19 protein-coding genes are annotated in these 19,884 nt (G+C 63.7%); 15 read left to right on the top strand and 4 right to left on the bottom strand.

Annotation, left to right across the window (positions count from 1 at the left end; genetic code table 11):
- Positions 1-264 precede the first annotated feature (264 nt).
- The 3 genes from PSEUDOMOFG3G_RS15385 to PSEUDOMOFG3G_RS15375 are packed head-to-tail and all read left to right on the top strand — an operon-like array spanning position 265 to position 4,701.
- The gene (locus tag PSEUDOMOFG3G_RS15385; protein WP_139050500.1) at positions 265-1,986 is read left to right on the top strand and encodes a type I secretion system permease/ATPase; all 1,722 of its coding nucleotides are present in this window, start codon (positions 265-267) and stop codon (positions 1,984-1,986) included.
- Positions 1,979-3,349 (top strand): HlyD family type I secretion periplasmic adaptor subunit, encoded by a 1,371-nt coding sequence (locus tag PSEUDOMOFG3G_RS15380; RefSeq protein WP_139050499.1) that lies wholly within the window; start codon positions 1,979-1,981, stop codon positions 3,347-3,349. The genes PSEUDOMOFG3G_RS15385 and PSEUDOMOFG3G_RS15380 overlap by 8 nt, the downstream gene beginning before the upstream one ends.
- A 2-nt stretch (positions 3,350-3,351) precedes the next feature.
- Positions 3,352-4,701, top strand: a complete 1,350-nt coding sequence (locus PSEUDOMOFG3G_RS15375; RefSeq protein ID WP_139050498.1) for a TolC family outer membrane protein — start codon at positions 3,352-3,354, stop codon at positions 4,699-4,701.
- A 78-nt stretch (positions 4,702-4,779) separates the two neighbouring features.
- Here PSEUDOMOFG3G_RS15375 and PSEUDOMOFG3G_RS15370 read toward each other — a convergent pair whose 3' ends face one another.
- A complete protein-coding gene (locus PSEUDOMOFG3G_RS15370; RefSeq protein ID WP_047228926.1) occupies positions 4,780-5,121 on the bottom strand; it encodes a hypothetical protein in 342 nt (113 codons plus the stop codon).
- A 204-nt stretch (positions 5,122-5,325) separates the two neighbouring features.
- On the opposite strand from PSEUDOMOFG3G_RS15370, the gene PSEUDOMOFG3G_RS15365 reads away from it, so the two are divergent.
- The 3 genes from PSEUDOMOFG3G_RS15365 to PSEUDOMOFG3G_RS15355 are packed head-to-tail and all read left to right on the top strand — an operon-like array spanning position 5,326 to position 7,479.
- Positions 5,326-5,958 carry a TonB C-terminal domain-containing protein gene (locus PSEUDOMOFG3G_RS15365; protein WP_139050497.1) on the top strand — a complete coding sequence of 211 codons (633 nt, stop codon included), beginning with the start codon at positions 5,326-5,328 and terminating at the stop codon, positions 5,956-5,958.
- The gene (locus PSEUDOMOFG3G_RS15360; protein WP_047228928.1) at positions 5,955-6,500 is read left to right on the top strand and encodes a sigma-70 family RNA polymerase sigma factor; all 546 of its coding nucleotides are present in this window, start codon (positions 5,955-5,957) and stop codon (positions 6,498-6,500) included. Before PSEUDOMOFG3G_RS15365 ends, PSEUDOMOFG3G_RS15360 begins: the two co-directional genes overlap by 4 nt.
- Before the next feature lie 37 nt (positions 6,501-6,537).
- The gene (locus PSEUDOMOFG3G_RS15355; RefSeq protein WP_139050556.1) at positions 6,538-7,479 is read left to right on the top strand and encodes a DUF4880 domain-containing protein; all 942 of its coding nucleotides are present in this window, start codon (positions 6,538-6,540) and stop codon (positions 7,477-7,479) included.
- Between the two features lie 60 nt (positions 7,480-7,539).
- On the opposite strand, the gene PSEUDOMOFG3G_RS15350 is transcribed toward PSEUDOMOFG3G_RS15355, so the two are convergent.
- Together PSEUDOMOFG3G_RS15350 and gspH are read right to left on the bottom strand one after the other, a co-directional pair.
- Positions 7,540-8,151, bottom strand: a complete 612-nt coding sequence (locus PSEUDOMOFG3G_RS15350) for a type II secretion system protein GspJ (RefSeq protein WP_139050496.1) — start codon at positions 8,149-8,151, stop codon at positions 7,540-7,542.
- Positions 8,148-8,600, bottom strand: coding sequence for a type II secretion system minor pseudopilin GspH (gene gspH / locus PSEUDOMOFG3G_RS15345; protein ID WP_139050495.1), 453 nt, complete (start codon positions 8,598-8,600; stop codon positions 8,148-8,150). The genes PSEUDOMOFG3G_RS15350 and gspH overlap by 4 nt, the downstream gene beginning before the upstream one ends.
- 116 nt (positions 8,601-8,716) lie before the next feature.
- Between gspH and PSEUDOMOFG3G_RS15340 the strand changes: the two genes are divergently transcribed.
- Positions 8,717-9,148 carry a type II secretion system protein N gene (locus PSEUDOMOFG3G_RS15340; RefSeq protein WP_076385246.1) on the top strand — a complete coding sequence of 144 codons (432 nt, stop codon included), beginning with the start codon at positions 8,717-8,719 and terminating at the stop codon, positions 9,146-9,148.
- Positions 9,149-9,212: 64 nt separating this feature from the next.
- Here PSEUDOMOFG3G_RS15340 and gspI read toward each other — a convergent pair whose 3' ends face one another.
- The gene (gene gspI, locus PSEUDOMOFG3G_RS15335; protein ID WP_139050494.1) at positions 9,213-9,587 is read right to left on the bottom strand and encodes a type II secretion system minor pseudopilin GspI; all 375 of its coding nucleotides are present in this window, start codon (positions 9,585-9,587) and stop codon (positions 9,213-9,215) included.
- A 149-nt stretch (positions 9,588-9,736) separates the two neighbouring features.
- Here gspI and gspG point away from each other — a divergent pair, with 149 nt between their 5' ends.
- The 8 genes from gspG (at position 9,737) to PSEUDOMOFG3G_RS15295 (ending at position 19,813) form a co-directional block, all read left to right on the top strand.
- The gene (gene gspG / locus PSEUDOMOFG3G_RS15330) at positions 9,737-10,186 is read left to right on the top strand and encodes a type II secretion system major pseudopilin GspG (RefSeq protein ID WP_076385242.1); all 450 of its coding nucleotides are present in this window, start codon (positions 9,737-9,739) and stop codon (positions 10,184-10,186) included.
- An 8-nt stretch (positions 10,187-10,194) separates the two neighbouring features.
- Positions 10,195-11,181: a type II secretion system minor pseudopilin GspK gene (gspK, locus tag PSEUDOMOFG3G_RS15325; RefSeq protein WP_076385240.1), complete on the top strand. Its 987-nt coding sequence runs from the start codon at positions 10,195-10,197 to the stop codon at positions 11,179-11,181.
- Positions 11,178-12,359 carry a type II secretion system protein GspL gene (gene gspL / locus PSEUDOMOFG3G_RS15320; protein ID WP_139050493.1) on the top strand — a complete coding sequence of 394 codons (1,182 nt, stop codon included), beginning with the start codon at positions 11,178-11,180 and terminating at the stop codon, positions 12,357-12,359. The genes gspK and gspL overlap by 4 nt, the downstream gene beginning before the upstream one ends.
- A complete protein-coding gene (gene gspM, locus PSEUDOMOFG3G_RS15315; RefSeq protein ID WP_139050492.1) occupies positions 12,352-12,933 on the top strand; it encodes a type II secretion system protein GspM in 582 nt (193 codons plus the stop codon). The genes gspL and gspM overlap by 8 nt, the downstream gene beginning before the upstream one ends.
- On the top strand, positions 12,930-15,284 hold the full coding sequence (gene gspD, locus PSEUDOMOFG3G_RS15310; RefSeq protein WP_139050491.1) for a type II secretion system secretin GspD: 2,355 nt from the start codon (positions 12,930-12,932) through the stop codon (positions 15,282-15,284). The genes gspM and gspD overlap by 4 nt, the downstream gene beginning before the upstream one ends.
- Positions 15,285-15,468: 184 nt before the next feature.
- Positions 15,469-16,887: a type II secretion system ATPase GspE gene (gene gspE / locus PSEUDOMOFG3G_RS15305; RefSeq protein ID WP_139050490.1), complete on the top strand. Its 1,419-nt coding sequence runs from the start codon at positions 15,469-15,471 to the stop codon at positions 16,885-16,887.
- Positions 16,887-18,098, top strand: coding sequence for a type II secretion system inner membrane protein GspF (gene gspF / locus PSEUDOMOFG3G_RS15300; RefSeq protein ID WP_139050489.1), 1,212 nt, complete (start codon positions 16,887-16,889; stop codon positions 18,096-18,098). The genes gspE and gspF overlap by 1 nt, the downstream gene beginning before the upstream one ends.
- A 533-nt stretch (positions 18,099-18,631) precedes the next feature.
- Positions 18,632-19,813, top strand: a complete 1,182-nt coding sequence (locus PSEUDOMOFG3G_RS15295) for a substrate-binding domain-containing protein (RefSeq protein ID WP_139050488.1) — start codon at positions 18,632-18,634, stop codon at positions 19,811-19,813.
- The last annotated feature ends 71 nt before the right edge of the window (positions 19,814-19,884 follow it).

Below are 19,884 nucleotides of genomic sequence, written 5' to 3'. Positions count from 1 at the left end.
CGCATCCCCCCCTTCGGTGCCGGTTCAAGATCACACGCCGTCTGTCTTGAATGCCCCATCTTGCCCGTATTGAGGTGAAAACACCGGCCCCCACGCTGGCACTAACCCGTGGTTACGTTGTCAGTACTTGGCGTCTGTAGCGGCGAGGATCGACCCAGATAGCTGCACGTCAGCGACATGACGCACTTTTTTTTGACGCCTTCGGGCAAATAACTCGCGATGGATTGCGCCGGGACCGACTATTCCTTTTCGGGTTGATTCTCTATGCGCTTTCTACTCGATCCGCGTCATGACATTGATGCTGCCTTATTAAGTTACCGCCGGGTGTTCTGGTCGCTGGCGCTGTTCAGCGGCGTGATCAATCTGTTGGTGCTGGTGCCATCGCTGTACATGATGCAGGTGTACGACCGGGTCCTGACCAGCCGCAACGAAACCACCCTGTTCATGCTGACCTTGATCGCCCTGGCGCTGTTTCTGTTCAGCGCCCTGATCGAGTGGGTTCGCGGCGAGGTGATGATTCGCATGAGTGCGGGGCTGGACGACGCCTTGGGTGAGCGAATTTTCGACGCCGCCTTCGCCCGCAGCCTGCGCGAGCACAACGCCAACCCGGCCCAGGTGCTCACTGATTTGGCGACGTTGCGCCAGTTGATCACCGGCCAGGGTCTGATCGCTTTGCTGGACGCGCCGTGGTTGCCGATCTTCCTGCTGGTGGCGTTTATTTTTCACCCTTGGTTCGGGGTGCTGACCCTGGTGCTCGCCCTGGTGCTGATCGGCCTGGCGTTGTGGGGTGAGCTGGCGACTCGCGCCCGGTTGGGGGAAGCCAATCGCCTGGGGGTGCAGTCGTCTGTCTATGTCAACAGCACGCTCCACAATGCCGAGGTCATTCAGGCGCTGGGCATGCTCGGGCCGTTGCGCCAGCGCTGGAGCCTGCTGCAACAACGCATCATTGCCGCGCAGGCCCACGCCAGTGACCGTGGTGCCCGTATCACTTCTGCAACCCGTTTCGTGCGCATATCGGGACAGTCGCTGGCCCTGGGCCTGGGGGCGTTGCTGGTGCTCGAGGGGCAGATGTCGGCAGGCATGATGATCGCCATGTCGCTGCTGCTGGGCCGCGCCTTGGCACCGGTGGAAATTGCCATCGGCTCCTGGAAACAGTTCAACGCCGGGCGTCAGAGCTATCAGCGTCTGAGCCAGCTGCTTACCCAGCACCCCCGCGAGCGCCTGCGCATGCCCTTGCCGCCGCCCACCGGCGCGGTGCGCCTGGAGCAACTGTATGTCGGCCCGCCCGGCGCCTCGCAACCGATTGTGCGCGGGATCAATTTCAGTCTGGCCAAGGGCGAAGTGCTTGCCGTAGTCGGTCCCAGCGCCAGTGGCAAGTCGACGCTGGCCAGGGCGCTGGTCGGGGTATGGCCGGCCATGGGCGGTTCGGTGCGCCTGGATGACGCCGAGATCAGCCAGTGGTCCCATGATGCCCTGGGCCCGTACCTGGGTTACTTGCCCCAGGACATCGAGCTGTTCGATGGCAGCGTTGCCGACAACATCGCCCGCTTCGGCGAGCAGGATGCCGACAAAATCATTGCTGCCGCTCGTCACGCCGGCATTCACGAGATGATCCTCAGATTCCCCAAAGGTTATGACACACCACTGGGCCCCGGTGGGCTGGGTTTGTCTGGCGGGCAGAAGCAACGCCTGGGCCTGGCCCGGGCACTTTACGGGCGCCCGTCGCTGATTGTGCTCGACGAGCCCAACTCCAACCTCGATGAAGCAGGTGAGCTGGCGCTGGTACAAGCGATCAATGCGCTCAAGGCCGCCGGCAGTACCGTGGTGCTGATCACCCATCGACCCAATGTGCTGGCGGTGGTCGATCACATCCTGGTACTCAAGGACGGCGCCCAACAAGCCTTCGGCCCACGGGACCGGGTGCTCAAGGCATTGATGCCGGGGCCCAGGCCCGCTGCGGTGAGGGAGGCTGGCGAAGATGCGTGATCTGACCCCGGCTGCATCGGCGCACAGCGAGCAGCAACTGAGCGTGCTCGACGCCAATACCCTGCCCAGCGCCAGTACTGATGCCAGAGGTGCTGCGCGGTATGGTGTGGGCTTCCTGGTCCTGACGCTGGGAGGCTTTTTGCTCTGGGCCTTCCTGGCACCCCTCGACCAGGGTGTCGTGGGCAGTGGCACCGTGGTGGTGGCGGGCGAGCGCAAGGCAGTGCAGTCGTTGGTCGGCGGGGTAGTGGACCAACTGCTGGTCAGCGATGGCGATCGAGTCAGCCAGGGGCAGTTGCTGGTGCAGCTCAATACCGTGCAGGCGCAGTCGCAACTGGACGTGACCCTGGGCAAGTTGCTCAATGATCGCAGCATTGAAGCGCGGTTGATTGCCGAGCGCCTGGGCAGCGCCGAGATCCAATGGCCGGCTGAACTGCTGGCGCGCGCCGACGAGCCGCGGGTCAAGGCCGCCATGGCCTTGCAAAACCAGTTGTTTCTGACCCGCCGCGCGGAGCTGGGCAGCCGTTTGCAGATCATCGAACACGAGGTCGCGGCGCTGCAGCAGCAATTGCAGGGCTATGAAGGCGTCAAGCGTAACTACGACGCGCAGATGCGCTTTCAGCAACAGGAGCTCGAAGGCCTGCGCGAGCTGGCCCGTGAGGGTTATGTTCCGCGCAACAAACTCTTCGAGGCCGAGCGCAACGCCGCTCAACTGGCCGGCCAGATTGCCTCCGGCGTGGGTGATGTCGGGCGGACCCGCCAGGCCATCAACGAAAGCAGGCTCAAGGCGTTGCAAGTGCAGCAGGAGTTTCGTCGCGATGCTGAAACCCAGCTCAGCGAGGTCTCCGCCGAGGCGGCCGGTTATGCCGATCAGATGCGTGCCTTGCAATTTGAAGTCGACAACGGCGCTATCCGTGCGCCAGTGGCCGGGCAGGTCATGGACGTGAGCCTGCATACCGTTGGCGGCGTGGCCCAGGCCGGACAAACCCTGATGCAGGTGGTACCGCTGGATGCGCCAATGGCGATTACCGCGCGTTTCGAGCCGTTGATGGCCAACAAGTTGCGTCCGGGGTTGCCGGTGCATGTGCATTTCACCGCGCTGCAACGGGTGGATACGCCGACGGTAACCGGCACCGTAAGTACGGTGTCGGCCGACCAGTTGATCGATGAACAGACGCACTTGCCGTACTTCTCCGCCAAGGTCGAGATTCCCGCCGACACGGTCGCCTCGTTGCAGGCCGCCGGGTTGTGGGTGCGTCCGGGCATGCTGGCCGATGTGACGGTGGTCACGGGGGAGCGCACCTTCATGAATTACCTGATGAAACCGTTGCGCGAACGCTTGCTGGCAGCCTTCAAAGAGGAATGAGCATGATCGACCGATGCCGTTACAGCGCTCGCGTGCTGCTGAGCCTGTGCTCCAGTTGGGCGATGCTCAATGTCGCCTGGGCCGCCGGCGGTGGCCTGAGCCTGACCGCGGCGTACGATGCCTCCCGCCTCAACGACCCAACTTTGCAGTCAGCCACCCATGCTTATGATGCCTCGCGGCAGGAAGAAGCGATTGGCCGTGGCGGCCTCTATCCGCAAGTGTCGCTGACTTCGCGTTATGGCCGCGGTGGGCGGACCGATGGCGGTGACGACAGCGGCTACGTCAACAGCAACGATTACCAGGCCAACAACGTCACCCTGGCGGCGCAGCAAGCGCTCTACGACAAGGCGCGCTGGGCGGCGTATCAGGAAGGCAAGGCACGAGGGCAACTGGGCAGCCAGCTTTTCGACGTCGCCGGCCAGACGCTGTTCGACCGGGTTGCCAAGGGCTACTTCGATGTCGCCCGGGCGGAAAACGAGATCAAGTTGATCGCCCAGCAAAAAGCCGCCATCCACGGGTTGGTCATCCAGAGCAAAAAACTCTTCGAGGGTGGCCAGGGCGCGATCACCGATATCGATGAAGCCCAGGCGCGGCTTGATCTGGTCGAGGCCCAGGAGGCCGAAGCCGAGGCTCGTCGCGTGGCCGCGCTGCGGGCGTTGTCCGGTCGTGCCAATGTGCCCATCGATGACATTGCGCCGATGCGCGAGGAGCTTGCCGCCGGCAGCCCGATCCCACCCGAGCAGGATCTGCCGTACTGGACGGCGATTGCCCGCGAGGCCAGCCCCGAGCTGGCGGCCCGGCTGGCGGCGGTGAAAGTGGCCGAGGCCCAGGCCGACAGCCAGCGCGCCGGGCATTATCCGACCTTGGCACTGACCACTCAGTTGACTCGCCGGGAAACCCGCCAGTACCAGGAACTTGACCCGCGCCAGGACACCTATTACGTGGGGCTGCAGTTGGATATTCCGTTGTATCGCGGTGGGGCGGTGCGAGCGTCGGTGGCCAAGGCCCAGGCGCAACTGGCCGGTGCGCAGTCGGACTATGACGTGCAACGCCAGCAGTTGGCCGAGACGATCGAAACCGATTACCTGGGCGTGGTGGCCGGCTTCGCCAAAAGCAAGGCGATGCAGCGCGCAGTGGAGTCCAACCAGCGGGCACTGGCTTCGACGGAAAAAGGCTTCCAGGGCGGTGTGCGCTCAACGGTGGACATCCTTGATGCGCAACAACGGTTATTCCAGGCCCGTCGGGACCTGCTCAACACCAAGCTGGACATGCTGCAAAGCTATGTGAGCCTGCATACCCACACCGGCCAGATGAACCGCGCAGTCCTGGAGCAGGTGCAAAGCCTGTTTTGAGGTGCGTAGGGGCTGCACTTTTAACGTTGCAACGCACTCCTGCGGCCAGGGAGCAAGTTCCCTGGCCACAAACAGGGGTTATCTGGGCAGCGGCGAGGGGCTGGCCGGGACCGGCGGTCTCTGGGGCTTGACCGAGGTGCCAAACGTATTACCCATGCGCACGCTGGTGGCCGCTGGGGTCGCCAGGCCGATGCTGTTCGGCGCGCGTTTATTCACGGGCACATTCAAGGCCTCTTGCGTGCGTTGCGCGGCCGCCGCGGCCTGCGGATCATTGCCCATTTGCCGGCTCAGGCAGTTGTAGTCCGCAGTCCTGTAGCCACCCACGGTCACCTCGATACACGCCGGTACCTCTTCGCCATGGGCCCAAGGCTGGGCCATGAGCAGGCCGAGGCCCGCCATCATTTTCATCCACTGTTTCATTGTCGACCTCCTGGCCCGCCCAGAAGGCGGTTCGCTGTCAGAGCACGAGTTTAGTGGGGTCCGAGGGATTTGTATCAGTTGTCATACGACATTCATAAACAGCCCTCAGGATGACGGTTTTCAACGGATACGTCAGTCGTGCAGCAAGGCAGAGCCGGGGGCGGACGCAGGCGTGGATTGGCCAGGTCACCCTTGGGGGGGCTGATGGCGTTGTTGTGGTTGCTGGCCGCGCCGATCCAGGCGAACAGCCTGGTGGAGCTGGACATCGCCCCGCAGGAACTGACCACGGCGCTGGAGCAATTCAGTCGGGCGACGGGTATGGCGGTGCTGGTGGATCAGCAACTATCCAGCCAGCGCCATACGCTGGGCGTCCAGGGACTGTTCACCGCTTCTCAAGGGCTCAATGTGTTGCTTCGCGGCACCGGGCTCGCGGCGCATTACGCCCGAGCGGATGCGTTCACGTTGCAACCGGTGCGGGTCCGCGAGGTACCGCTGCCTTCCGGTGCGGCCCCGGGCTTGAGCGACAGCAACTATGCGGCGGCGATCCAAACGGTCATCCAGCGCAACTTGTGCCGTTCACCACTCACCCGCCCGGGAAGTTTTCGGGCGGTGCTGCAAGTGTGGATCGGCCGGGACGGCGTGGTTCAGCATAGCCGCCTGGTCAGTTCCACGGGCGATCCGATGCGTGACAAGGCCTTGGTCAACAGTTTGCAAAACCTCAGGATCGACCGCCCGGCGCCCAGTTCATTGCGCCAACCGGTAACCCTGCTTTTATTACCCGACTCATCAGGAACAAGCATGGAGTGCACAGCAGGGGAAGGGGTTTTGGGGCGATGAAACACTCTGGTCGCAGCCCGTTGGTCAAGTTGTTCCTCACCTCTTATGAGGATTTCAAGGTGCGCCTGCGCAAGCGCCTGGGCTCCGAGGAACTGGCCAACGATGTGCTGCATGAAACCTACTTGCGGGTCGATCGCATGGTCGAGACGCCGGACATCGCCCAGCCCAGTGCCTATCTCTATCGCATGGCGCTGAACATTGCCGCCGACCGTCGGCAGGCCGATGCTCGCCTGCTCACCGGCAGCGAAATCGAGGACTTGCTGCAGATTTCCGATGAAGCGCTGGATCCGGCCCGGGTGGTGGGGGGGCAGAAGGAATTGCAGACCCTGCTCAAGGCCCTGTATGAACTACCGGCGCGGCGTCGCAGGATTTTCATTGCCGCGCGTCTGGAGGAAGCGCCGCACCTGGAAATATCCCAACGTTTCGGCATCTCCACGCGCATGGTAGAGAAGGAAATCAAGGCCGCGCTGGGGCATTGCGCCCTGCGCCTGGAAAGAAAAGTGATTCAGCGGTTCGGTCCCGGCGCGGGAAAACAGTCTTGAGAGTAGAGACCAGACCAATTCGTGAGTATGTGTGCGCTTGAACATCTTCAGCATTGCTTCCCCTGATGCCACGCCTCAGGCCCGACTGGCCAGCGAGGCCCAAGACTGGTTGGTCCTGCTGACCTCGGGCCGCGCCACCGTGGCCGATGCCCGGGCCCTGCGCCAATGGTGCGGGCAAAGCCCCGAACACGCTCAGGCGTTCGAGCAAGCCAAGGCGCTGTGGCACGGGCTGCAACCGGCTGCCGAGGCGTTGCAGGCGCCGCGACATTTCGGACGACGGGCGTTGCTCGGCGGCGCGATCGCGGCGTCGGCAGGTTTTCTGTTGATCCGCGCCACGGTGCCCGGTGGGGTTTCCGGACTCGCTGCCGACTACGTCACCGAGGTTGGCGAACAGCGCCGGGTGGAACTGGCCAAGGGTGTCAGTCTTGAGCTGAATACCCAAACCCGCTTAAGCCGCCGTCAGTTGGCCGATGGAGGGGAAGGATTGGAGTTGCTCGGTGGCGAAGTTGAAGTGCTGGGAAGCAGTGCTTCGACGGTCAGCGTCCAGGCCGGCGCTGGCTGGATCAGCGCCGCTCGGGCTCGGTTCAATATCCGCTACATCGACCAGAGTGTCTGCGCGACCTGTCTGGAAGGTCTGGTGCAGGTCCAGGTGCGCGGCCAGAGTTTTCACCTGGAGTCGGGCATGCAACTGACCTACGACAGCGGCCGGGTGGGCACTCCAAAGAACGCAGATGTGTCGGCGGCCACTGCCTGGCGCGAGCAGGTGCTGGTGTTCAACGACGCGACCCTGGCCAGCGTCATCGACGAAATCAACCGCTACCGTCCTGGCATGTTGCTGTTACTCAATCGCGAATTGGGCCAGCGCAAGGTCCAGGCGCGGTTCCGTCTTGATCAACTGGCTGGCGTGGCGCTGTTGATCCGCGATGCCTATGGCGCCAAATGCACCGAATTGCCGGGCGGGGTGGTGGTGCTGAGCTGATTCAGCGCTATCCGGATGAGCCTCATCGCGAGCAGGCTCGCGGCCACACTGGGTTTGCTCTCACTCCAGCGGCCCCAACACCTGTCGATACTTTTCCATTCCTTGTGGCGTCTGCCGTGTCAGGCTGATTTCGATGCCCAGCGGGTTTTCCTGGCGATTGCCGCTGAGCTTGCGCCAACCTTTTTCCCTGTCCCAGTAACGCAGTCCGGCGTTGCTGACTTCGCTGAGCACCGTCACGCCCGCGCCGGGTGCCGGCAATGGGTAGCGGCTGCGGGCCTGGCCTTGGGCTCGGTAAAGCGTGTCACCCTCGAGCCACCAGCGCACCCTTTGCAGCGTGCCTTCTTGAGCGGCGGCCACCCGGATCACATCCAGGCGAAAACCCCGACCTTCGGTGCTGCGTACGGTGAGGGCGGGTGGCGCGGTCCAGGGCTGGTCATCGACTCCAGGGTTTAACGGTTCGCTCAACTCGATGCTGGCGCGTAATGCTACGTCGCGTTCCAGCTGATTCAACACTCGCAGCAAGGCTTCGGTCTGTTCGGTGCTGGCCTGCAAATGGCTGTCGGCCCGGGTGACGCTGTCCAGTCCGCGCCAGGCAATCAGGCTGACCACCGCCATCAGCAGAATCGCCACCATGACTTCAAGCAGGGTGAAGCCCGTCTCCCGGCCGTTCATTGAATCTGCACCCTGCCAGCGGCGCTGCGCTGGACGTTTATGCTGCTCTGGCCGTCCGACAAACGAATGTTCAGCGGGGCGCCGATCCACTCGGCGCTCAACACGACCCGCTGCCTGGGCTCCACATGAACCTCCATGGACGGGCTCTGCCACCGGCGTGGGTGCAATTGTGGATCCTCCTTGAAGCGATCCAGCCCTGGCCCTTGATCCTGCCGACGGCTGAAACCGAACCCCTTGGCATCCCAGCGCCAGCTAATCGGCCGGCCATCGACGCGGGCTTCGGTTTGGGCGAGCTGTAGCAGTTGCGCCAGCCGCTCGGCATCCTGGCGCAGCAACTTCAGCGGGTCGGGTTTGATGCTCAAACCTACCGCGGCACTGGCGATGCCGATGATCACCAGTACCACCATCAATTCGATCAGGGTGAAACCGCGTTGCTTGCCAAGGTTCATTCGCGCTCCTTTGCGTCGGTATTCATCCTGCACGGTGAAGATGATAAGGATGTGAAATAAAACGGAGAGAATCGAGGCGTACGCTGGAGACCGGATAAAAAAAGGAGAGCCAGACCATGGTGTTCATCGACCGAGTTTCCCCAGCGCAACTCCTCCAGGCACTCGGTCTGTTGGCGGCATTGGCCGGGGTGGCGACCTGGTCTTCGCTGCTACTGACATCGGCTGAATCCCGCACGCCGGATGTTGCCCCGCAACGATTGGCCGAGCGTTCCGATAATCCTGCACGGCAATGGTTCTCCAGCCAGCCGGCGCCGGTGGATATCAAGGTCAGCGGTGTGCTGGCCGGCGCTCGCGGGGCTGTGGCGATCCTCAGTCTCAACGACGGCCCACCTCGTAGTTTCCTGGCTGGAGAGCGGGTGGCTCATGGGGTGCGGCTGGTGTCGATCGAGGCGCAAGCGGTGGTGATCGAGCGGGGCAATCAGCAAACGCGGCTGGCCTTGGCCCGATTGCCGGATTCGGTGGCTTTACCCTCACTCACCCGTCCTTGAGATCACGACGAACCCTTGCGGCGAGGGAACAAGCTCCCTCGACAAAAGGGACCGTGTATAGCCGCTATTTTCCCCGGCTGACCAACGTCTCCAACCGCGCTAACGGCGGTGCTTCGTGGCTGCGATCCGACACGGTCAGTTCAACCCGCAACATCCGGCCATTTTCCGCCGGGCGCAGGTTTTGTTCGCAACGCAGCAGCAACCGTCCCTGATCGCATTCGATGACTTTTGAACCCTGCACAAAACGCCCCTCCAAGCGCAGTTGCGCCAGTTGGCTGCGGGCCGCCAGCAGTGCGATGGACTTGTCTCGCAGCAACCCATTGCTTTGGGTCATTACCGCAACCACGCGCACCGCCGCCGACATGGCCACGGCGATGATCGCCAGGGCGACCAGCACTTCGATCAGGGTGAAGCCGGCTTGTGGGGCGGGACGTGGCATCGCGCGAGCTCTATGGGCGGAGGCAGCCCCCGAGCTTAACCGCCATTGTTGACCGATTGACGACGTAAGCTCCTGAGCATTTTCAATATCACTGACATATTTTCTTGCAACACTGCGCCACGAATTGAATCCAGCGAAGGACCGTCGAGATGCAGATCGCCCGTTACAACGCCCGTCTCCAAGGCCCTCGCGGGCAGCAGGGTTTCACCCTGATCGAAATCATGGTTGTGGTGGTCATTCTTGGCATTCTGGCGGCGATGGTGGTGCCCAAGGTCCTCGACCGGCCGGACCAGGCTCGGGCGACGGCGGCGAAACAGGACATTGGCGGTTTGATGCAGGCGTTGAAACTCTATCGCCTGGACCACGGCAGCTATCCGAGCATGAACCAGGGGCTCAAGGTGCTGGTGGAACGGCCCGCTGACGCAAAAAACAGCACATGGCGTTCCTACCTGGAGCGCCTGCCCAACGATCCATGGGGCCGTCCCTACAACTACCTCAACCCGGGCGCCAATGGTGAAGTCGATATCTTTTCCCTGGGGGCCGACGGCCAGCCTGACGGCGATGGTGTAAATGCCGACATCGGCTCCTGGCAGTTATAAGGGCCGTGATGCGAACGGATTCGCCCTTCGCGGCGAAGCAGCGGGGCATGGCGGTCATCAGTGCCTTGCTGATCGCCGCCGTGGTGGCGGTCATCGCCGGGGGCATGCTCACCCGCCAAACCCTGTTTACCCGCAGCCTGGAGGCCGAGCAGTTGCGTATCCAGGGCACGGCGCGGTTGCAGGGTGGCCTGCAATTGAGCCGCCAATTGTTGTGGGATGCACGTCAGCGCGATCCGCTCACGCGCTTCGGTCAGGCTTGGGCCAACCCTTTCGTGATGGCCGGTTCCAGCCTGGCTGACATCCCCTTCGAAGGGCGACTGGAAGATGAGCAAGGCAAATTCAACCTGCGCAATCTGGTCGCCAATGAACGTGTGGATCAGGAACAGGTGCGCACCTTCGAACGGTTGTGCGAGCAACTGGGTATCGCCGCGACGGTACGTGCGCGCATCGTCGCGCGGGTGATTGCCGCGTACCCACGGCTGTTGAACCCAGAGTTGGCGGACAAGGCCGCGGTGAGCAGTACGTTCGACAGCGGTCGCAGCACCTCGCCGGATGCTTCCGGTACGCCGTTGGCGCCGACACGCCCCATGCTGCGCACGTTGCAGGATTTGCGCAGCATCAAGGGTGTCACCCCGCAAGTGCTAGAAACACTGGCGCCTTATGTGACGATTCTGCCGGCCAATACCTGGCTTAACGGCAACACCGCCAGCGCCCCGGTGCTGGCTGCTTACGTGCCGGGGTTGTCGCTGCAACGGGCCCAGGCGCTGATCGCTGAGCGAGACGGTGGCCACTGGTTTATCAACCGTGGGGATTTCGTCAATCGCCTGCGCATGCCTGAGCTGGAAATGGCCTCCGTCAAGGTCGGCATCACCAGCGACTGGTTCCGCCTGCGGGGTCAGGCGCGCAGTGGGCAGCGGCGGGTCGTGCTGGATGCTTTGCTGCAACGCAGCCAGGACCGGATGCCTCAGGTGATCTGGTCACGGGTGGGCGTATGACGCGCTTGCGCATAGCGTTGATGCCACTGGGCAGCTTGAGCCTCGACAGCCCGGTGGCATTCGCCTGGCTCGATCGCCAGGGCCAGGTCCGCGACCAGGGGCACAGCAACCTCCGGGACCTCGGCCAGGGTGCAAAGAAGCAGCGGGTCGAATGTTTTCTCCATCCGCGCGACAGCTTGCTCACCCGTCTGGAACTGCCGCAGTTGCCGGCAGCGAAAATCACCGCCGCGGTGAACTGCGCCGCCCAGGCGCTGATGCTCGGTGCCAGCGAGCGCATGCAGGTGGCTCACAGCGCGCGCGGTGCCGACGGGCAGGTGCACATTGCCTGGCTCGACCGAGAGTCACTCGATGCCCTGGGCCGGATGCTGCACCAGGCCGGCCTGCACCTGCACGGGCTGTACCCGGCGGCCTACGCCCTGCCAGTGTTGTCCGGGCCGGTGGCCTGCGTCGACGACGGCCACCTGCTGGTGCGTTACAGCGTGCAGCACGCGGTGGTGCAGCCGCTGCTGGAAGAGGCGTTGGATGAATGGTTATTGGAGGCAGGGGCCGGGCTGCAGTGGGTGGGCGATTCGCCGCCGCAGGTTTCGATCAAAACCTTGCCCGCCCCCCAGCGCTGGACTGGTGCCGCGCCGGGCTGGGGCTTGCATGCTGGCCTGACGCATGGCCCGGCCGAGCGTGGCGGTTGGGGCAGGGCGGCGACGCTTTGCGCGGTGGCGCTGGCGGTGTGGGTGGTCGGCCTCAATCTCTACGCCACCCGTGAGGCCACCCAGGGCCAACGACTCAAGGCGCAGATGAGCCAGCGGGTAAAGCAGGCGTTTCCCGAACTGCCGGTGATTCTCAACCCCTTGCAACAAGCCCGACAGCAAATCGCCGCGCGCCAAAGCGGCACAGCGGCGGACCCGGCGCAACGCTTCGCCAGCCTGGTGCAACAGGCGGGCAGCGCCATGCCGTTCATGAGCGGCAACGTGCAGGAACTGGTGTTTGAAAACGGTGAGTTACGCCTGACGCTCGTGGCCGAGGCACAAAAAGCATCCGCCGCAGACGACTGGAAAATCCCCCTGACCGAGGCCGGCATCGACGTTGCGGCCAATGACCAGGGCTGGACCTTGCGTGCTGCTTTGCCCGGACAGGGCGCGCAGGACACCTCCGAACACCCCCCGGAAGCCGACGATGAATAAGCAATTCCCGGCACGGCTATGGGCGCAGTGGCAAACCCTGCGCGCGCGTGGCCGGACGTCCTGGCAGGGCCTGGCGGTGCGCGAGCAGCGCGCCGTGTCGCTGGCGGCGCTGGTACTCGGCGGGCTGCTGGTCTGGTTGCTGTTGATCCAGCCACCGCTCCAAACCCTTGCGTATTGGCAGGTCGAAACGCCGAAGTTGCGCGCGCAGAACCAGGCCCTCGAAGTGTTGTTGCGGGACGTCGGCGGCCCGGCGCCAGGCCAGCCTCTGGAAGCGGCTCTGCGCCAGGCCCTGGATGCCGGCGGCTTGAGCGAGCACTACCAGTTGCAGGCCGTGGACGCGGCTTGGCAACTCACTTTCAACGACGCGCCGGCCGATGAGGTGATGGGCTGGCTGTTGAGCAGTCCACGGCAACTTTCCCTGCAAGTGCTTGAAGCCCGTTTGCGGCGCACGGCCCCGGCCAATACCGACAACGCCGACAACGCCGACAACATCGAAAACACTGAAAACACCGCCGGCACCCTGTCCGGAACCGTTCGCATGGATCAGGCGCAAGGCGCTAAGGAAGCTTCATGAAGGGGTCCCGATACCCGCGTCATTGGCGCAAGAGCGTGCCGTTTCTGTTGCTGGCATTGAGCGCCTGCAACAGCACACCGCCAGCGTCGCAGCCACCGTTGCTGGTGGACAGTGAACTGGGCATTCCGCTGGGCAGTACTCAGCGCAGCGGCGATGCGCTGCTGGACCGTCAGCGGGCCCAGACCTTGCGTGAACAGAAACCGCCAGTGCGACACCCGGTCGATCTCACCGCCCGCGCCCGCGAGCCCCGCAGCAGTACGCTGGCACGCAGCCCGCTGGGTGACCAACCGGTGACCCTGAACTTTGTCGAGGCCGACATTCAGGCGGTGGTGCGGGCCTTGTCCCGTTCCACCGGCCAACAGTTTCTGGTGGACCCGCGGGTCAAGGGCAACCTGACGCTGGTGTCCGAAGGTCAGGTGCCGGCGCACCAGGCCTATGACATGCTGCTGGCCGCGCTGCGCATGCAGGGCTTTAGCGTGGTGGATGTCGGCGGCGTGGCCCAGGTGGTGCCAGAGGCCGACGCCAAGCTGCTGGGCGGGCCGATCTACAGCGCCGACAGACCGGCCGGCAACGGCATGTTGACCCGCACCTTTCGCCTGCAATACGAAAACGCGGTGAACCTGATCCCGGTGTTACGCCCGATCGTGTCGCCGAACAACCCGATCAATGCCTACCCCGGCAACAACACCATCGTCATCACCGATTACGCCGAGAACCTGTCGCGGGTGGCGCAGCTCATCGAAGGCATCGATACCCCCAGTGCCATCGACACCGATGTGGTGCCGATACACAACGGCATCGCCGTGGACATCGCGCAGATGGTCTCCGAGTTGCTGGAAACCCAGGGCAGCGACCAGACCCAGAAGATCAACGTGATCGGCGACCCGCGCTCCAACGCCATCATCATCCGCGCCGGCAGCCCCGAGCGCACCGAGCTGGCGCGTAACCTGATCTACAAGCTCGACAACGCCCAGAACAACCCGAGCAACCTGCACGTGGTGTACCTGCGCAATGCCCAGGCCGGCAAACTGGCCCAATCCCTGCGCGGCTTGCTCACCGGGGAAAGCGAAGGTGAGGGCAGTGATAACTCGCGTTCGGTGCTCAGCAGCATGGGCGCCAGCACCAACGGCCAGAGCAGCGGCGATGGCGCCAGCACCAGCGGGACCACGGGCGGTAGCGCTTCGACCTCTGGCAATGGTTATGCCCAAGGCAGTAGCGGACAAAGCTCGGCTTCGCCGCAGGACGATCAGAGCACCGCCTTCAGTGCCGGCGGCGTGACCATCCAGGCCGACGCCACCACCAATACCCTGTTGATTTCCGCGCCGGACCCGCTGTACCGCAACCTGCGGGAGGTCATCGACTTGCTGGACCAGCGCCGCGCCCAGGTGGTGATCGAAAGCCTGATCGTCGAGGTCGGCGAGGACGATGCCAGCGAGTTCGGCGTGCAATGGCAGACCGGCAACCTGGGCGGCAGCGGCGTGATCGGCGGCGTCAACCTCGGCGGCACCGGGCTCAACCTCAACGGCAAGACCAGCATCGACGTGTTGCCCCAGGGCTTGAACCTGGGCCTGGTCAACGGCACGGTGGACATTCCCGGCATCGGCAAGATCCTCGACCTCAAGGTCCTGGCCCGGGCGTTGAAGAGCAAGGGCGGCACCAACGTGTTGTCGACGCCGAACCTGCTGACCCTGGACAACGAAGCGGCGAGCATTTTCGTCGGCCAGACCATTCCGTTTGTCAGCGGCAGTTACGTCACCGGCGGCGGTGGCACCAGCAACAACCCGTTCCAGACCGTGACCCGTGAAGAGGTGGGTCTGAAGCTCAACGTCCGCCCGCAGATTTCCGAAGGCGGGACGGTCAAGCTCGACATCTATCAAGAGGTCAGCAGCGTCGACAACCGCGCTTCGAGCGCCAGCGGGATTGTCACCAACAAGCGTGCCATCGACACCAGCATCCTGCTGGACGACGGGCAGATCATGGTCCTTGGCGGGTTGTTGCAGGACGGCTACAGCCAGAGCAACGACGCGGTGCCGTGGCTGTCGACCATCCCCGGTATTGGTGCGCTGTTTCGCAACGAGCGGCGGCAGATCACCAAGACCAACCTGATGGTGTTCCTGCGCCCCTACATCATCCGCGACACGGCGGCGGGGCGCGGCATCACCCTCAACCGCTACGACTTCATGCGCCGCGCCCAGGGCCTGCTGCAACCGGAACGCAGCTGGGCGCTGCCGGACATGCAAGCCCCGCAACTGCCGGCCTCGGCCAAGGCCATTCCGCAGGCCACCCCCGCCGGGCTGCAAACGCCCAGGGCGGTGATCAAGGCGGTTCCGGTTGAAGGAGGCACTCGCTGATGAACACCCAACCTATGGGAGTTCGCGGTATGCACAATACTGAGGCCACCCCAAGACACTGTGGGAGCGAGCTTGCTCGCGATGACGGCAGTTCGCTCAACATCATTGCAACTGACCCACCGCTATCGCGAGCAAGCTCGCTCCCACAGGGGACATGTGTGTTTCTTGGGTCTGAGGTGTCAGCATGAACACCCTCCCATACGCCTGGGCCAAGGCCCAGCGCCTGGTGCTGCGTGAGTCGGATGAAGGCGCGGTATTGATGGTCTGTCCCTCCACGCCAGGCTGGTCCATCAGTGAAGTGCGCCGCCAGTTCGGCGAGGTGCGGCTGGAGCGGGTGCGTGACGAGGAACTCGACGGGTTGCTCAACAGTGCCTACGCCGACACCGGCAGCGCCGCCGCCGTGGTGGGCGCGGCAGAGAACGAGGTGGACCTCGACCGACTGATGCAGGACATTCCCGAGATCACCGACCTGCTGGACACCCAGGACGGCGCGCCGGTGATCCGCATGATCAACGCCTTGCTGACCCAGGCCGCGCGGGATGAGGCCAGCGACATCCACATCGAGCCTTACGAAAGCCATTCGGTGGTGCGCTACCGGGTCGACGGCACCCTGCGTGACGTGGTTTCGCCACGCAAGGCCCTGCATGGCGCGCTGGTGTCGCGGATCAAGATCATGGCCCAGCTCGACATCGCCGAAAAACGCCTGCCCCAGGACGGCCGCATTGCCCTGCGCGTGGCCGGGCGCCCGATTGACATCCGGGTTTCGACGGTGCCCACCGGCCATGGCGAACGGGTGGTGATGCGCCTGCTGGATAAACAGGCCGGGCGCCTGCAACTGGAAACCCTGGGCATGGACCCGGACGTGCTGGGCAAACTCGATCACCTGATCCGCCAGCCCCACGGCATTGTGCTGGTCACCGGCCCCACCGGCAGCGGCAAGACCACCAGCCTCTACGCCGCCCTGGCTCGGCTCGACGCCAGCACCAGCAACATCCTCACCGTCGAAGACCCGGTGGAATACGACCTGCCGGGCATCAGCCAGATTCAGGTCAACGCCAAGATCGACATGACCTTCGCCCTAGCCCTGCGAGCGATTCTGCGCCAGGACCCGGACATCATCATGATCGGCGAAATCCGCGACCTGGAAACCGCACAAATTGCCGTGCAGGCGTCCCTCACCGGTCACCTGGTGCTGGCGACCCTGCACACCAACGACTCTGTGTCGGCCATCAACCGCCTGATCGACATGGGCGTCGAGCCGTTCCTGCTGGCCTCGTCGATGCTCGGCGTGCTCGCCCAGCGTCTGGTGCGCAGGCTCTGCCCGCAGTGCAAACAAGCTGACCCGGCAACCCCCGGCACCTGGCGCCCGGTGGGCTGCCCGAGCTGTAACCAGACCGGTTACAGCGGTCGCACCGGCATCCATGAATTGTTCTGCATCGACGATGATATCCGCACGCTCATTCACCAAGGGGCAGGGGAGCAGGCACTGCGCGCCGCCGCCCGCCAGGCCGGGATGTTCAGCATGCGCGAGGACGGTGAGCGCTGGGTCCGCAGTGGCGCCACCGCCCCTGAAGAAATCCTGCGCGTGACACGGGACGCCTGATGAATCGCTACCGTTATGAAGCCGCCGACGCCAACGGCAAAATCGAGGTCGGGCATCTGGAAGCCGACAGCCAGAGTGGCGCCTTCAACCTGCTGCGCAGTCGCGGGCTGACGGCGTTGCAGGTGCAGGTCGAGCGCAACACAACGCAAGCCCATGGCGGCGGCCTGTTCAGCGCCAAACTCTCGGACAACGACCTGGCCTGGGCCACCCGGCAACTGGCGAGCCTGCTGGGAGCCAGCCTGCCATTGGAGGCCGCATTGAGCGCCACGGTGGAACAGGCCGAGCGCAAACACATCGCTCAGACCCTCAGCGCAGTGCGCGCCGATGTGCGCAGCGGCATGCGCCTGGCCGAAGCCCTGGCGGCGCGACCCCGGGACTTTCCGGACATCTACCGGGCACTGATCGCCGCCGGTGAAGAGTCCGGCGACCTCGCCCAGGTGATGGAGCGGCTGGCGGACTACATCGAGGAGCGCAACAACCTGCGGGGCAAGATCCTCACCGCGTTTATCTATCCAGGTGTGGTGGGGCTGGTGTCGATCGCCATCGTGATTTTCCTCCTCAGCTATGTGGTACCCCAAGTGGTCAGCGCATTTTCCCAGGCCCGCCAGGACCTGCCTGGGCTGACCGTGGCAATGCTGACCGCCAGTGACTTCATCCGCGCCTGGGGTTGGTTGTGTTTTGGTATTTTGGCCGGTGGGTTCTGGGGCTGGCGGATGTACTTGCGCAACCCGGCCGCGCGGTTGAACTGGCATGCGCGGGTGTTGCGCCTGCCGCTGATCGGGCGTTTCGTGTTGGGCCTCAACACCGCGCGTTTTGCCTCGACCCTGGCGATTCTCGGCGGCGCCGGGGTGCCCTTGCTGCGAGCCCTGGAGGCGGCGCGCCAGACGCTCTCCAATGATCGCCTGAGCCTGAGCGTCAGCGATGCCACGGCCAAGGTCCGCGAAGGGGTCAACCTGGCGGCGGCGTTGCGGGTGGAAAAAGTCTTCCCGCCGGTGCTGATCCACCTGATCGCCAGCGGCGAAAAAACCGGCTGCCTGCCGCCGATGCTCGAACGCGCCGCGCAAACCCTGTCGCGCGACATCGAACGCCGGGCCATGGGCATGACCGCGCTGCTGGAACCGCTGATGATCGTGATCATGGGCGGCGTGGTGCTGGTGATCGTCATGGCGGTGTTGTTGCCGATTATCGAGATCAATCAGTTGGTTCAATAAACTGCTGGTGAATACCCACCTTGTGGCTAGCACGGCCCCTGTGGCGAGGGAGCTTGCTCCCGCTGGGTTGCGCAGCAGCCCCAAACCCTGCCACCTCGGTGTATCAGGCGGATCGCGTTCGACCTTTTGGGGTCGCTTCCCAACCCAGCGGGAGCAAGCTCCCTCGCCACATAGAGCAAGCATTTATTTTTGCAACGCCGCAACACCTCCCGACCCTCGCCAACGCCAAACTCGGGTTCCTCGTTCTGTCATCTTCCATCGTCAGACAACCACCCGTCGCCATCTCCACGCCCACCCTGCGCAGCACCGTCACAAAACCCGTTTGAAACCCCAACCCTGAGCCCTCGAACACCCGAGGAAAAACCCCAAAAAACAGCCTCCAGCTCCCGAGGTTTTTTCCTTTATCTGTCACCGGAAACTGCGAGTTTCTAACCCATGGCCTCACCCCATCGCCATCGGCACAGGACCGAGCGCCATGACGGCAAGCACGCGTCACCCAACCTACGTACGAACACGATGAAAGGAGATTCTTCATGTTTAAGCGCAACGTTCTCGCGGTATCCCTGACCCTCGCCGGCCTCTGCGCCGCTCAGGCCGCCATGGCTGATGTCAACGGTGGTGGCGCTACCTTGCCTCAGCCGCTGTACCAGACCCCCGGTGTATTGACTGCCGGCTTCGCCCCTTACCTCGGTGTGGGCAGCGGTAACGGCAAGTCTGCTTTCCTGACCAACGACTACACCAAGATCAAGCCGGGTGACACTAGCAACCCACCAAAGAACGTGCACTGGGCCGGTAGCGATTCGAAGCTCACCCAGGCTGAGTTGGACGCCTACGTCACCAACCACGGCACCGCCTGGGGTCCATTGATCCAGGCGCCTTCGGTCGCCACTTCGGTTGCCATTCCGTTCAACAAGACCGGCACTGCCAACGTCGATCTGAGCGTCAACCAGCTGTGCGGCGTGTTCTCTGGTCGTCTGACTGACTGGAGCCAGATCACCGGTTCTGGCCGTACTGGTGCGATCACTGTGGTTTACCGCAGCGACCTCAGTGGCACCACAGAATTGTTCACTCGCTTCTTGAACGCCAAGTGCGCTGAAACCGGCACCTTTGCCATCACCACCAACTTCGCTAACAGCTACAGCGGTGGCGTACCGGCCGGCGCCGTTTTCGCCTCCGGCAGTGCGAACGTCATGACTGCGCTCAACGCAGCCCAAGGCCGTATCACCTACATGAGCCCGGATTACGCGGCAACTACTCTGGCAGGTCTGGACGACGCCACCAAGGTTGCCCGCGTCGCCGGTGTTTCCCCTGCTCCAGCCAACGTGTCGGCCGCGATTGCAGCTGTTGCCGTGCCTGCTGCTGCCAACCGTGCCAACCCGAATGCCTGGGTACCGGTGTTCGCCGCTACCACCAACCCGAACGACCCAAGTGTCGTGGCTTACCCAACCAGCGGCTATCCAATCCTGGGCTTCACCAACGTGATCTTCAGCCAGTGCTACGCCAACGCCGCGCAGAGCACCCAGGTACGTGATTTCTTCACCCGTCACTACGGCGCTGTCGCTGCCAACAACAACGACGCGGCTATCACCGCCAACCGCTTCGTGCCGCTGCCAACGACCTGGAAAAATGCCATTCGTGGCAGCTTCCTGACCACTTCCAGCGCTCAAAGCATCGGCAACACCAACGTCTGCAACGGCATCGGTCGTCCGCTGTAACACCGCGCCTGAGCGACACGCAGCACCGATCAGCAACGGCGAAAGCCGTTGCTGATTTTTTGCTTTGATGC

Source organism: Pseudomonas sp. FG-3G, assembly GCF_901007645.1.
Lineage (GTDB): Bacteria > Pseudomonadota > Gammaproteobacteria > Pseudomonadales > Pseudomonadaceae > Aquipseudomonas > Aquipseudomonas rhizophila.
Note: the sequence above shows the minus strand (reverse complement) of the source record. Positions and strands in the feature narration are given on the sequence as shown.

Coding starts and splice junctions, on each gene's coding strand:
- gspM (WP_139050492.1), top strand. CDS start 12,352: ATGAATAAGCAATTCCCGGCACGGCTATGGGCGCAGTGGCAAACCCTG.
- gspE (WP_139050490.1), top strand. CDS start 15,469: ATGAACACCCTCCCATACGCCTGGGCCAAGGCCCAGCGCCTGGTGCTG.
- gspD (WP_139050491.1), top strand. CDS start 12,930: ATGAAGGGGTCCCGATACCCGCGTCATTGGCGCAAGAGCGTGCCGTTT.
- gspF (WP_139050489.1), top strand. CDS start 16,887: ATGAATCGCTACCGTTATGAAGCCGCCGACGCCAACGGCAAAATCGAG.
- PSEUDOMOFG3G_RS15365 (WP_139050497.1), top strand. CDS start 5,326: ATGGCGTTGTTGTGGTTGCTGGCCGCGCCGATCCAGGCGAACAGCCTG.
- gspL (WP_139050493.1), top strand. CDS start 11,178: ATGACGCGCTTGCGCATAGCGTTGATGCCACTGGGCAGCTTGAGCCTC.
- gspG (WP_076385242.1), top strand. CDS start 9,737: ATGCAGATCGCCCGTTACAACGCCCGTCTCCAAGGCCCTCGCGGGCAG.
- PSEUDOMOFG3G_RS15380 (WP_139050499.1), top strand. CDS start 1,979: ATGCGTGATCTGACCCCGGCTGCATCGGCGCACAGCGAGCAGCAACTG.
- PSEUDOMOFG3G_RS15295 (WP_139050488.1), top strand. CDS start 18,632: ATGTTTAAGCGCAACGTTCTCGCGGTATCCCTGACCCTCGCCGGCCTC.
- PSEUDOMOFG3G_RS15360 (WP_047228928.1), top strand. CDS start 5,955: ATGAAACACTCTGGTCGCAGCCCGTTGGTCAAGTTGTTCCTCACCTCT.
- PSEUDOMOFG3G_RS15385 (WP_139050500.1), top strand. CDS start 265: ATGCGCTTTCTACTCGATCCGCGTCATGACATTGATGCTGCCTTATTA.
- PSEUDOMOFG3G_RS15340 (WP_076385246.1), top strand. CDS start 8,717: ATGGTGTTCATCGACCGAGTTTCCCCAGCGCAACTCCTCCAGGCACTC.
- PSEUDOMOFG3G_RS15370 (WP_047228926.1), bottom strand. CDS start 5,121: ATGAAACAGTGGATGAAAATGATGGCGGGCCTCGGCCTGCTCATGGCC.
- gspI (WP_139050494.1), bottom strand. CDS start 9,587: ATGCCACGTCCCGCCCCACAAGCCGGCTTCACCCTGATCGAAGTGCTG.
- gspK (WP_076385240.1), top strand. CDS start 10,195: ATGCGAACGGATTCGCCCTTCGCGGCGAAGCAGCGGGGCATGGCGGTC.
- PSEUDOMOFG3G_RS15375 (WP_139050498.1), top strand. CDS start 3,352: ATGATCGACCGATGCCGTTACAGCGCTCGCGTGCTGCTGAGCCTGTGC.
- PSEUDOMOFG3G_RS15350 (WP_139050496.1), bottom strand. CDS start 8,151: ATGAACGGCCGGGAGACGGGCTTCACCCTGCTTGAAGTCATGGTGGCG.
- gspH (WP_139050495.1), bottom strand. CDS start 8,600: ATGAACCTTGGCAAGCAACGCGGTTTCACCCTGATCGAATTGATGGTG.